10 protein-coding genes are annotated in these 12,515 nt (G+C 44.2%); 2 read left to right on the plus strand and 8 right to left on the minus strand.

Annotated features, from left to right (window positions below; all coding sequences use genetic code 11):
• Positions 1-42 precede the first annotated feature (42 nt).
• From lpxB to lpxC, 4 genes are all read right to left on the minus strand, one after another.
• Positions 43-1,197: a lipid-A-disaccharide synthase gene (gene lpxB, locus HGR01_RS26285; RefSeq protein WP_045871167.1), complete on the minus strand. Its 1,155-nt coding sequence runs from the start codon at positions 1,195-1,197 to the stop codon at positions 43-45.
• Between the two features lie 107 nt (positions 1,198-1,304).
• Positions 1,305-2,123, minus strand: coding sequence for an acyl-ACP--UDP-N-acetylglucosamine O-acyltransferase (lpxA, locus tag HGR01_RS26290; RefSeq protein WP_045871166.1), 819 nt, complete (start codon positions 2,121-2,123; stop codon positions 1,305-1,307).
• 205 nt (positions 2,124-2,328) lie between these two features.
• Complete coding sequence (gene fabZ, locus HGR01_RS26295) at positions 2,329-2,841, minus strand: 3-hydroxyacyl-ACP dehydratase FabZ (RefSeq protein ID WP_045871165.1); 513 nt, start codon at positions 2,839-2,841, stop codon at positions 2,329-2,331.
• Between the two features lie 79 nt (positions 2,842-2,920).
• Complete coding sequence (gene lpxC / locus HGR01_RS26300) at positions 2,921-3,766, minus strand: UDP-3-O-acyl-N-acetylglucosamine deacetylase (RefSeq protein ID WP_045871164.1); 846 nt, start codon at positions 3,764-3,766, stop codon at positions 2,921-2,923.
• 83 nt (positions 3,767-3,849) lie between these two features.
• On the opposite strand from lpxC, the gene HGR01_RS26305 reads away from it, so the two are divergent.
• Positions 3,850-3,972, plus strand: coding sequence for a histidine kinase (locus tag HGR01_RS26305; RefSeq protein WP_168160989.1), 123 nt, complete (start codon positions 3,850-3,852; stop codon positions 3,970-3,972).
• Here HGR01_RS26305 and HGR01_RS26310 read toward each other — a convergent pair.
• Both HGR01_RS26310 and purC read right to left on the minus strand, forming a co-directional pair.
• On the minus strand, positions 3,969-6,605 hold the full coding sequence (locus tag HGR01_RS26310; protein ID WP_045871163.1) for a BamA/TamA family outer membrane protein: 2,637 nt from the start codon (positions 6,603-6,605) through the stop codon (positions 3,969-3,971). The genes HGR01_RS26305 and HGR01_RS26310 overlap by 4 nt on opposite strands.
• A 244-nt stretch (positions 6,606-6,849) precedes the next feature.
• Complete coding sequence (purC, locus tag HGR01_RS26315) at positions 6,850-7,587, minus strand: phosphoribosylaminoimidazolesuccinocarboxamide synthase (RefSeq protein ID WP_045871162.1); 738 nt, start codon at positions 7,585-7,587, stop codon at positions 6,850-6,852.
• A gap of 585 nt (positions 7,588-8,172) precedes the next feature.
• Between purC and HGR01_RS26320 the strand changes: the two genes are divergently transcribed.
• On the plus strand, positions 8,173-8,445 hold the full coding sequence (locus tag HGR01_RS26320; RefSeq protein ID WP_045871161.1) for a hypothetical protein: 273 nt from the start codon (positions 8,173-8,175) through the stop codon (positions 8,443-8,445).
• Between the two features lie 167 nt (positions 8,446-8,612).
• Here the strand turns inward: HGR01_RS26320 and HGR01_RS26325 are convergent, their stop codons facing one another.
• Together HGR01_RS26325 and HGR01_RS26330 are read right to left on the minus strand one after the other, a co-directional pair.
• Entirely contained in the window at positions 8,613-11,210 is a 2,598-nt protein-coding gene (locus HGR01_RS26325) for a GAF domain-containing protein (protein WP_045871160.1), read from the minus strand.
• A gap of 166 nt (positions 11,211-11,376) precedes the next feature.
• The gene (locus HGR01_RS26330; protein WP_045871159.1) at positions 11,377-12,513 is read right to left on the minus strand and encodes a glycosyltransferase family 4 protein; all 1,137 of its coding nucleotides are present in this window, start codon (positions 12,511-12,513) and stop codon (positions 11,377-11,379) included.
• Positions 12,514-12,515 lie beyond the last annotated feature (2 nt).

Here is a 12,515-nt window from a genome sequence, read left to right on the forward strand (position 1 = left end):
CCCTCATCTCCCTCATCCCCAATCCCCAATCCCCAATCCCCACTAGAGGATTTGCAAAATTTCTTGAGCCGCGCGATCGCAGACTCCAATTTCTCCTAAAGACTCGCGCATTTGTTGATAATCGGCTAGGGTTTGCTGTCTCTTATCAGGGTTGAGCAATAATTCCATTGCAGCTTGGGTAATATTCTCTGCTGTGGCTTGCTCTTGTAAAAACTCTGGTACAATCTCCCCCATAACTACCAAATTTACTGGCGATGCAAAGGGAATCGAACCTTTAAGAATTTTCCGCCCAATCCAAGCTGTAATGGCATTCAGGCGATAGACAACTACTTGCGGTACATTTAACAGGGCCAGTTCTAGATTGACGGTTCCTGATTTGGTAATGGCACAATCAGCTGCAGCCATTATTTCTTGTTGTTGACCTGATAATACTGTCGCACGCAAACCATAACGCGCAATTGCTTGGGTAATCGGTTCTCTAAATTCTTCTAAAGACAGGGGAATCCAGAAATGTACTTCTGGTAATTTCGCTTGAATAGTTTGGGCAGCTTGAAAAATTGCTGGTAAAAGATATTTTAATTCTTGACTACGAGAAGCAGGCAAAAGCGCAACGGCGATCACCTCTGGTGAAATATGCAATTTAGCGCGGGCTTCCTGGCGGCTGGGGGCGGTTTGCATCCGATCAACTAAGGGATGCCCTACCCAGGTAACATTGGCACCTTCCTGGCGATAATAACGGGCTTCTTCGGGGAAGATGGCTAGGAGTTTATCTGTAAAGCCGACAATGCGGTGAGTCCTCCGCAAATTCATCGACCAGACCCACTCTTGGGGAGCGATGTAATAAACTATGGGCACATCTGGGAAATTTTCTTGCAAATAAGTGCCAATACCGATATTGGGACTCATGTAATCAATGAGTAATACCAAATCTGGGGGATTTTGCTTGAGGTAAGCGATCGCTTTTCGTTGTACTAAAAGAGTGGGTACAAGATAAGGCAATGCTTCTAAAATCCCCATTGAGCCAATATGACTGGTATCACCCAATATGGTGGCTCCAGCCTCAGCCATTTTTTCGCCACCCAGCGCCACAATCTCTAATTCACAGCCAACAGCCGCAGCTTGACGCTTCAGCGCCGCAATTATGAGAGAACCTTGCAAATCGCCAGACACTTCGCCAGTGCTGATAAATATCCGCATTTGGTAATTGAGGAAAATAAATAACAATTTGAGGTGCGGGGAGTCAGCGCAGAGTTACGCAGAGTTTGAGTTGAGGTTTAAATACTCAACTCAAACTGGGAACTAACTTAAGACTCATCACTGGCGCTAGCTTTTCTTTTTCCAGGAATTAAACCACGTCTTCCCGGCATTTGAGAAAGCAGAAGGAAGCGCCGCAGATGTTGTAACTGTTCAGTATCGCCTAGTTGTTCTAATTGTTCTAAAGCTTCTTTAAAGGTTAAGTTAGAGCGATAGAGAATGCGGAAGGCTTTTTTGAGCAGTTGTAACTCGCTAGCATCCATTCCAGAACGTTTTAACCCTACTAAGTTGAGGGTTCTGACTCTGGCGGGATTGCCTTCTACCAGCATATATGGCGGCACATCGCGGTCAATACGTGCCATCCCACCTACCATTGAGTGTCTACCAATTCGCACAAATTGGTGGACTCCCAAAACTCCGCCTAACCTAGCCCGTGATTCTATGTGAACATGACCCGCTAAGGCTACTGAGTTAGGAATAATTACATGGTCTTCGATCACGCAGTTATGAGCCACATGAACATAAGCCATCAGTAGGTTACCGTTACCAATGATTGTGGCTTCCCCAGCACCAGTAGCACGGTTGATCGTGACATATTCACGAATTTGGTTATTGTCGCCAATTTTGACCCAGGTAGGTTCTCCCACATATTTGAGATCCTGGGGTTCCATACCGATAGCTGCACCAGGGAAAATCTGATTTCGCGCCCCAATTTCACATGGCCCTTCTAGCACTACGTGAGCGCCAATTACAGTTTCAGGGCCAACTTTAACCTGCGCTCCAATCACAGCATAGGCACCGACTTCCACTGTTGGGTGGAGTTCTGCTTTAGGATGAATTACAGCAGTTGGATGAATAAGCGTCTTCAAGGGTAAATCTCCAGAACTGTCATGAGTGCTGAACTTTTTGAGTATTCAGTTACGAAAGTGTCGGGCAAAGCAAGTTAAGTGTGAGGGCAGCGAAATTTAAAAATTATAAATTACTCTTGTGGCTAGTTGATTTTACTGCTAACCTTTTTTATGGTTGTCAGTAAAAAGCACATCACGGCTGTGCGATCGCCACAAGAGCAGGTTTTTAGTTTACTAGAGAAAACATTAATTCGCCTTCAGCCGCTAACTGACCGTCCACTTCAGCACGACCTTGCATTTTAGCGAAACGACGTTGTTTAACCCACAACAGTTCCACCGTCATGACGAGTTGATCGCCGGGAACTACTTGCCGACGGAAGCGGACTTTATCAATCCCAGCAAACACAAATAGTCCACCTTCATATTCCGGTAGCTGTGTCATGACTATACCGCCTACCTGTGCCATTGCTTCGACAATTAGCACTCCAGGCATTAGCGGCCGTCCGGGGAAATGTCCTTGAAAATGGGGTTCATTAATGGTGACATTTTTCACGCCTACCGCTAGTTTGCCTGGTACATAGTCAATAATTTTATCTACCAGTAAAAATGGGTAGCGATGGGGCAACAGGCTTTGAATTTCTTCAATAGCCAAGGTTTTTTTCGGCTCTGGTGCGCTTTGATTGCCATTAGCAGCAGCTGCGATCGCATCGACGGTATTGGCTTCGGTGAGGGTTGTCATTGGCTATATGTTTGGTTTTTTATCTGGAATCGAGTCAGCGACGGAATTTTAGATTTTAGATTTTGGATTTTGGATTGATTCAAAAATCTAAAATTTTCTGTGCCAGTTGAATGTGTAAATTGTGGCTGGCCTTATACGCTAAGAAGTGAGCACGGGGGATATTTCCCACTAAACTCAAATCTCCTACTAAATCCAAGATTTTATGACGTACTGGTTCATTTGCAAATCTTAATGGTGGATTTAACCAGCCATCAGGGCCACAAACCAGGGCATTTTCTAAACTACCACCTTTGATTAACCCAGACTTTTGCAGATGTTCGATTTGATGCAATAAACCAAAAGTACGAGCAGGGGCAATTTCTGTAGCAAAGTCTGTATAAGGATTTCCTATATTGGAATTAAGTGACCAACTGTGCCATTGATTACCAATAGCAGGCAAATCGAAGTCAATACCATAGCTAAAACGGGTTTCTGGTGCGGGGATAGCCGCCACAAAAGTATCACCCTCATAAATCCAAATTGGCTCTTGGATAGCTAGGGGTGTTTCGTCTGCAGTTACAGATTGCGATCGCAACCCGACTTGGGCGATACTTTCCGCCCATACCTTTGCGGAACCATCCATTAACGGCACTTCTGGCCCATTAATTTCAATGCGGGCGTTATCCACACCCATACCCACCAGAGAAGCCAATAAATGCTCTACAGTGCGGATAGAAGCCACGCCTTTACCCAACTGGGTAGAAAGAACAGTTTGACTAACTGCGGCAACTTGCGCCGGAATAATTGGCGAATCTGGTAAATCGACTCGCACAAAGTAGCGCCCGCTACCTACTTCAGCTGGTAGTATTCGCACCTGAGTATTAGCACCACTATGCAATCCCACTCCAGCTTGAGTGATTGCTGCGGCTATTGTGTGTTGTTGCATAAGTTTGGGGATTGGGGACTAGGGACTGGGGACTAGGGACTGGGGAACTCGGGGCTCCCTCTGGGGATAAGGGGTAATGGGGATTGGAGATTTGGCAAAGCAGGGAGGAGGGGGACAGGGAGCAAGGGAGAAATCGTAAATTCCAATTACCAATTACCCATTACCAATGCCCAATGCCCCATGCCCCATGCCCAATGCCCATTTAAAACCTCTCCCCAATCCCAAAGTTGATGCGGCTGTCGCCGTCGTCGTTGATACCGTAGTCAACCCGAATTGGGCCTAAGGGGGATTGGACGCGTACGCCTAAACCGTAGCCGTAGCCTGTACCGTTTTTGTTGAGTATTTCAGCAGCTCTGGTGCTGGTACCTAAGTCAGTACCAAAATCGAAAAATAATGCGCCGCTAACTACGGAAAATACGGGGAAGCGATATTCTACTGAGGCTTGTACATAACTGCGGGCGCTGGTTAATGTGCCTTCTTCATAGCCTCGCACGGAGTTACTACCACCTAAGGTAAAGGCTTCATAAGGGGGTAAGTCACCTAAAACAGTACCACCTTGCAAGTTAAAGGCTAGGGTTTGGGGCCCCTTGCTGAAGTTTAATAGGCTGATGGGTAAATATTGGCTGTAGCTACCCCTTAACCTGGTAAGGAAAATGCTACCTTGCCCAATGGGTACAGATTGATCGACCCCAAAACGGAGATAAGAACCGCTAGTTGGTTGTAGGGGATTATTACGGAGATCGCGTTGCGCTCCTACCTGTAATAAGAATAAATCGTCATCACCTGACCCAGACTGCGTGAGGGGAATCAGTTCTGTGGGTTGACCATTCTGGTAAATTGTGCCTTGAGTGACGCTATTACCATCAGCATCTTTGGTGGAAACCCGTTGATATTGGAAACCAGCCGAAGCAGTCCATTCGGAATTACCGAAAGGATTAGCCGAAAGCGGACGTGTAAAAGTTACACCACCACCTAAGCGGACAACACGGGGGCGATCGCCTTCGGTATCTCCTGGGAGAAAGGTCTCGATATTTTGGTCTTTACCGTCAAAAATCAAGGAGATAGAACGACGACGGAAAATATTGGCAGTATAGGAAGTGCGGTAGGGATCGCCGTCAATCCAAGGGTCTGTAAAGCGCAGGTCAAATAGCAGTTCTCTTTCACCTACTTGTAACTCTGCCCCCAATTTTTGGTTTCTGCCATTGAGGTTTTGCTGTTGGTAACTAATAGTACCAAATAGACCACTGGCAGAACTAATCCCCGCACCTGCAGCAATCGAACCGCTATTACGTTCAGCTACGTTGACTACCACATCTACCCGACTGGGGTCGCTACCAGGATCAAGGGAAACGTTGACATCTTCAAAGATGCCCAAGCCGTAAACCCGTTGCAAGTCTCTTTGCACGGTGTTACGGTTGAAGACTTGTCCTGGTTTCAACTCTAATTCTCGGGTTACGATATATGGCTGTGTCCGTCCGCGAATTGGTTGTCCTTGTTCGTCGGTCTCCTGACCTTCTTTATTGCGGAACCGGACTCGAATATTCTCTACTACCCCTTCTGCGATTTGCAAAGTCACAACCCCACTTTCAGAGACTTGGGGTGCACCGATGACATTGGCTAGTACGTAACCTTTATCTTGATAGCGTTTGGTTAATTGCTTGATACCTTCCTGCAAGTCACGCAAGTTGAGAATTTTGCCATACTGCTCGCGGAAAACTTCATCTGCTGTATTTTGTGGCAGTACTGAGGGCACGCTAGTGCCGGGATTGGCTTGGACTTGGACTTTGGTCAAAATTGGGTTGGGTTGCACCACAAAGCTGACCCGGACTCCTAATGGCGTATCTTCTGGTACTGCTTGGACATTGGAGAAAAAGCCAGTACCAAAGATGGCATTGATATCTTCTTGGAGTTGGGTACGGGTGGTGGTTCTTCCTGGCTGGGTACGAACTACAGAATAAACTTGATTTTCCAGTTCTGGTGTGAGTTGCCCCGATTGCGCTCTTACTGCAACTTCTGATACTAATACTCGGGGTTCACTCGACTCTGTAGAGGTGTCTGGATTCGTGGGAAATACAGGTGAACCTAGGGGTGGAGTAGCACCAGGAGCCGGAGCAGGTGCTGGTTGTTGGGTACCTGGCGTGGGCTGTGGGGTTGTTTGCTGTGGAGTTGTGGGTCTGGGAGTTGTTTGTGGCGCTTGTTGGAGGGTTGGTTGGGGAGTTGTTTCCTGTGGAGTTGTTTGTGGCGCTTGTTGGAGAGTTGGCTGGGGAGTTGTTTCCTGGGGAGTTGGCTGTGGGGTTGTTTCTTGTGGAGTCTGTGCTGTCTGCATAGGCGAGACAGCGATGTTGCGAGATTGCAGACCCTGGAGTGCCCTTACCCCGGCGCTAGAGGTGTTAGGTGTGGCGCTGGGCACTATAACAGATTTTAGGGCCGGATTTGTTGGCTGAATGGTTACAGCAGCGATATTGCGAGACTGAAGACCTTGCAGTGCCTTTACCCCTGCACTTGGGGTTGTGGGTGCGTAGGCGTAGCCCGTCGTAGACATCGCAGTTGGTACTATGACTGGCTGTGTCTTATTGGCTGCTGGAATTGGCAAGGCAGCTACAGTCTGAGCCTGGGAAGCTTTCACGGTTGCTGCTTCTGGAAAAGTAGCAGCGGATTTTACTTGTTCGCTAGATTCTTCTTGAGCGATCCCATTTTCCGATTGTTGATTTGTCGCTGATGTCAACACCTCTGCTGGTTGTGACAAATCTGGGTTAGCTGTTTGTGCATTTGCACTTATTGGGGTACTTAGAGGGGCTGCAATTGCTACTGCTGCCACCATTGCGGGAGATAAACGCATTTTATTTAAATTCCTCTTCTCGTCCACACACCATCACAAGGCAATTATGCTCTCATCAGGATTTACGCAACTGGCAGATCTATTCAGGTTAGAGTCAAGAATTAAAAGCTCAAGTTTTTTGGAAATTTGATATTTAACCCTCGACTACGTAAGTGAGAAAAATTATGACACTTGCGTAAATCTGCTAATCATGCCAAAGGTAAAAATTAAAAACTATAGAAAATTATATTTTTACCTTGCTAATTTAATTTTCAGATCCTACGGCTTGTAAAACTCTTTGTAAAACCTCCTGGTAAGCATCTTCTATATTTCCTAAGTCTTTGCGAAAGCGGTCTTTATCCATTACCCGACGGTTAGCGTCCGCTTCTGCTGAATCCCATAACCGACAAGTGTCTGGACTAATTTCATCTGCCAACAGCACTTGCTGATGTGAATCAACGCCAAACTCTAGTTTGAAGTCTACTAGTGTAATCCGACAACGCTGCCAAAAGTCCCGTAGAAACTCGTTGATTTGCAATGCTAGATGGGTAATTGTCTCAACTTGTTCCGGAGTAGCTAGTTCCAGCAGGTAGAGGCGATCGCTTGTTAATAACGGATCTCCTAATGCGTCGTTTTTGTAGTAAAACTCTACCAAAGGCTGTTTTAGTATTGTGCCCAATGGTAGACCTGTTTGTTGACACAGGCTACCAGCAGCAATATTCCGCACAACTACTTCTAAGGGTAAAATCTTCACAGCCTTTACCCGCATTTGGTTTGGGGCGGGGCTATCAATAAAATGAGTTTTAATCCCCCTTGCCTCTAACTGTTCAAACAGTTTACTAGAAATAGTGCAATTAATATTTCCCTTACCTATGATACTGCCGCGTTTTTGGGCATTAAAGGCTGTGGCATCATCTTTATAATCAGCCAGTAAGATTTCAGGATCTTCCGTCGTATAGAGTATTTTTGCTTTGCCTTCGTATAACTTGGAATTAACAGACATGGTTGGCAGTAAATTTACAGGTGATGGGCAGATTTTGGTTTTTGAGGCTTAACCATTTTATCTTTAGTTAATAGTCATTAGCTATGATTCATCAGTCAGGGGTGATTTACTACTGACAGTTGGCTAACTCCCATCGAGATTCCGCGTAATTTACGCTGCCTACCAAGAGTATTTTTTGACAATCTATATAAATTTGTTGATGAATAGAGGAAAATACATCTTATGTTCAGCACATTACAGTATATATTAATACATTATTAATAATACTTTCTGTATACTTAAATGATGTGCGTTATTTCATGAATGATGCACTAAAATGTAATGAATTGGACAGCAAAAGGAGCGTAAACTATATTACTTTTTGTACGTTAATAAAAGACACTGTTTTTAAGCCTACTATTTAATGATTGTCAGCTCGATCATCCCTAGCACCATCAAAATTGACAAATTTACCCAAAAGGTTTACACCAGAGAGGTTTAATTTTGCAATTACTCCCGACTGGACAAGACGCAGATGTAGATTGGCTAGAGATTCAGCTTCAGAATATAGATACAGGGGGAGTTGAATAAGTGGAGAAAAATATAGTGAGCAAAGATGATTTTCTCTATCCTCGTGGCCGTTACTACGGTCAAGTGAAGCCAGAAAACTTAGTTTTCAATTCTAATCTACAGGAATTTGCCCAACGAGTGAGTTATATTTGTAACTTAGAAACCGGGGGTAAATTGCCACCAGAAGAAGCATACGAACAAATTAAGGATCTGTGGAAACAATTAAAACGTACAAAAAAACAATTGAAAATTGGTGAAAATCCTTTTCAGGATGACCAAGATAATCAAGATACACCACCGGAAAGCTAGGGAATAGGGAATAGGGACTAGGGACTAGGGATTAGTAAGAAGAATTTTTATAAAACTGGTGTATATCTGCTTGATGGCTGACTTGAAAACAACAAAAAAGGAAGAAGCAGAGGAAACTGAAGGAGAAATAACAAATAATAAATGCCCCATGCCCCATGCCCCATGCCCTATTTATTTGCCATTGTCCAGACACCATCCCAAGAATCGTGGGGTGGTGTTTTTTGATAGTTATAAGAGCGTTCTATATGGATATTAACTGCTTGGTCATGAGGGCGAAGATTTTTTGCGGCTTCAAAGCAAGCGATCGCCCGGGTAAAGTTCCTTGCTAAGTAAGCTATGCGCCCCGACTGGTAATAAAACAGAAATTCTTGGGTAGCATCGTCGAGGGGTTGAGTGCGATCGCTAATTAATTCATAGATATTTACCGCTTGATACTTACCTTTGACGCGGATTTTATCTAGCTGACGCGTCCAAATGCGATCGCTGCACAGTTGGTAGGTAAATTCGCTCAAAATAATGTCACAACCATATTCTTTGGTGACGGCTTCCAAACGGGAACTTAAATTTACGCCATCACCGATGACGGTGTAATCCATGCGTTTGTGAGAACCGATGTTACCAGAAACCACTTCTCCCGAACTAATCCCAATGCCGATGTTAATTTGTGGTTGTGATTGAATAATCCGCCGGCGATTAAATTCTGCTAGGCGTTGGCGCATATCTAGGGCTGCTTGTACAGAACGCCAGGCGTGATTTTCTGTTAATGGTAAAGGTGCGCCAAATACTGCCATTAAAGCATCACCAATAAACTTATCTAGGGTGCCTTCATGGTTAAATACTGCCTCTACCATCGTTTCAAAATATTGGTTGAGCAGCGATACCACCTCCGCCGCCCCGAGATTTTCTGTGAGTGTGGTGTAACCGCGAATATCGGAAAATAAGATAGTTACTTCCTTGCGTTCCCCCACCATTAAAGCATCTTCCCCCAAAGCCATAACCTGTTCGGCTACATGGGGGGTGAGATAGCGGTACATGGTAGTTTTCATGCGTTTTTCGCGGCTGATGTCTTCTAAGACAACTAAGCCACCTCTCACGCCGCCTTCTGGGTTAGTTAGGGGATTTACTGTTAAATTCAGGCTGCGTTCTAACTTTTGTACCTCGCTAGCACTCAAAAACTTCGATTGAGGAGTTAGGGGTTGATTCCAGGGAATAAACACATCTGGATTAGTGCGATCGCGTACTGCCAAAATAAAATGCTGCGTCCAAACTCCTGCATCTAAGGTTTCACTGGGCGACTTAGTTTCAGAACTTTGGATGGGATATAACCCCACAGTCAAACTTTGCTCGGGAACGTAATGTTTAGCCCCTGTTTTTAAACTATCTTCCAAGCGCATTTGCAAATTTTCAATTGGTACCACTTCCCAAACCAAGCGACCGAGTAAATTTTGTTCCCACAACCGCTTATTAGGTTTTGTATTTGTATCTCTAACAGGACAACCAAGTAATGCTAATGCGGCATCATTAATAGTGACAATTCTCCCTTCCATATCTGTAGAAATAACCGCATCAGACAAACTTTGTAAAATGTCTTTTTGATACTGTTTTTCTAACAGGACATTTTCAAATAAACGAGCATTTTCCAAAGCAATTCCAGCTTGGATATTAAATGCTCGCATAAATTCTTCATCAGAGGCAGTAAAACTACCTTGCTGTTTATTAATTAACTGTGTTACGCCAATTAATTCATTGGCTGAATTAAACACAGGCAAACACAAAATATTGCGAGTTACATATCCAGTTTTTCTATCTGTAGTTGGGTCAAACCGGGGGTCTTTATAAGCATCGGGAATATTTACAGCTTGCCCAGTGGAAGCCACAAAACCAACAATACCGCGATTGCTGGGCATCCGGATTTCTATAGTATTTGCACCATCTGCGGCGGCGGCTACCTTTGTCCAAAGTTCGCCCATTTCTTTACGATGCAAAAACAGAGTACTGCGATCTGCTTGCATTAAAATTCGGGCTTGCTCCATAACTATTTGCAAAGTTGCTTCTAAATCTAAACTTTGCCCCAGAGTTTGAGTTGCTCTTAAAAGTGCTGTTGCTCCCCGTTGGTTGCGTGCTGCGACATAAAAAGTCTGACAGCTTTCTAAGATAATCCCAATCGAAGCAGCAAAATCCCGAAACCGTTCTTCATCATCTTGATTAAATGGCAAATCACCAGCTTTATTGGCCAGTTGTACTACAGCTACAGTTTGATTTTTGCTGCTCATAACTGGCATACATAAAATATTATGAATTTTATAGCCCATTTGCTTTTCTAAATCTGGGCTAAATAAGGGATGAGTAGAAGTTTCAGCTATATTTAAATATTGTCCAGTACTGGCAACATGACCAGGAATACCAACTGTAATGGGCGTACGAATTTCTAAAAATTTTTGTGTATTATCCTGGGGAACTTTTGACCACAATTGATTTTTATCATAATCTACTAAAAAAATAGCCGTGTGTTCTGCTTGCAGAATTTGACCTATTTTTAATGTGATTGCTTCTAGAACTTTTTCCAACATAGTTTCTAGAGCTTCATTATTGATTAATTCAATAGCTCTGAGAAATTGCTGAAATTCCGCAGTAATAAAATCTAATAAACAAACAAATTCGTTAACAGAAAGGTCTTTCACACGACGCAATAAAGCGTGGGTACGATTGACTTGAGTGAGTTCGGTTAATGTAGCCAAGACGCTACCAGGATTAGGGAGTGTCATGAGGACTGGGGATTGGGGATTGGGGACTGGGGACTGGGGATTAGGGATTGGGGATTGGGAGACAAGGGGACAAGGATAATAAACTAGTTTTGACTTTTGACCCTTGACCCTTGACCCGTAAGGCATTTGAAGAGTTGTGGCTAATGTTGGGACTGTTAAATTTTTATCAGATGGCTGCTGTCAATTGTTGCGCGTAAATTACCTTTTCATAGTAATCCTGTAACTGGCGAGTGGCGTTTGCCCATCCCCATTTTTCAGCTTCTTTACGAGCATTTTGACGGATCAGGTCACATTCTTGTTTCTCTTGTAACAGGCGAACAGTAGCGGTAATTGCACCTTGAATATCTGCTGTAGGCTTAAAAAGATAGCCGTTGACCCCATCTGTAACAATATCAGGAATTCCTCCAGAACGGGCTGCTACTACTGGGCAACCGGCTGCCATTGCTTCTAATAACACTAATCCTAGTGTCTCTGTACGGGAAGGAAAAATAAAGGCATCAGCACTCGCAAAAGCCGAACCTAATTCCCGTCCCATAAGATAGCCAACAAAGTTGGTGTTTGTGCCAGCAAAGTGCTTTTCTAGGGCTTGGCGGTGGGGGCCATCTCCGACCAATGCCAAGCGCGCTTCGGGAATTGCTTCTAAAATCGGTTTGATGCGCTCAATTTCTTTTTCCGCAGACAGGCGACCAACATATAGTAACAAAGGACTTTCTGGATGATTTTGCGATAAACGCGATCGCATTTCGGCACTGGCTAAACTAGGATGAAATAATTCTGTATCCACCCCTCTTTGCCACAAATCTACTCGTTCAATGCCATGTGCTGTCAATTCTGCCATCATTGCAGTGGAAGTACACAGGTTTAACTCGGCTTGATTATGTGCAGTTTTCAATAATTCCCACAGCACACCTTCCAACATTCCTAAGCCGTAATGCTGGAGATATTGGGGTAAATGAGTATGATAAGAGGCTACTAAAGGAATTTTGAGGATTTTGCTGTAAAATATGCCAGATAAACCCAAAACTGCAGGATTGACGACATGAATAATATCTGGCTTAAACTCCTCTAAAGCGTAACCTATAGCTGGGCGAGGCAATGCCATTTTTAATTCTGGATACAATGGCAAAGGAAAGCCAGTCACGCCGTAAACTTTAGCTCCTTTATGTTCGGTGATCCCGCCTTCAGGGGCAACCACTAAAACTTGATTTCCATGACGCTGTAGATGGTCAACGGTATGACGCAAGCGCGTTACAATACCGTCAACCTTGGGCAAAAAGGTTTCAGTGAATAGAGCAATTCTCATAA

This window comes from Tolypothrix sp. PCC 7712 (assembly GCF_025860405.1).
In the GTDB taxonomy this organism is placed as follows: Bacteria; Cyanobacteriota; Cyanobacteriia; order Cyanobacteriales; family Nostocaceae; genus Aulosira; species Aulosira diplosiphon.

Bases quoted from the DNA above. Each gene is read 5' to 3' on its own strand.
- lpxC (WP_045871164.1), bottom strand. From the start codon at position 3,766: ATGCAACAACACACAATAGCCGCAGCAATCACTCAAGCTGGAGTGGGA.
- fabZ (WP_045871165.1), bottom strand. From the start codon at position 2,841: ATGACAACCCTCACCGAAGCCAATACCGTCGATGCGATCGCAGCTGCT.
- HGR01_RS26325 (WP_045871160.1), bottom strand. From the start codon at position 11,210: ATGACACTCCCTAATCCTGGTAGCGTCTTGGCTACATTAACCGAACTC.
- HGR01_RS26330 (WP_045871159.1), bottom strand. From the start codon at position 12,513: ATGAGAATTGCTCTATTCACTGAAACCTTTTTGCCCAAGGTTGACGGT.
- HGR01_RS26310 (WP_045871163.1), bottom strand. From the start codon at position 6,605: ATGCGTTTATCTCCCGCAATGGTGGCAGCAGTAGCAATTGCAGCCCCT.
- purC (WP_045871162.1), bottom strand. From the start codon at position 7,587: ATGTCTGTTAATTCCAAGTTATACGAAGGCAAAGCAAAAATACTCTAT.
- lpxB (WP_045871167.1), bottom strand. From the start codon at position 1,197: ATGCGGATATTTATCAGCACTGGCGAAGTGTCTGGCGATTTGCAAGGT.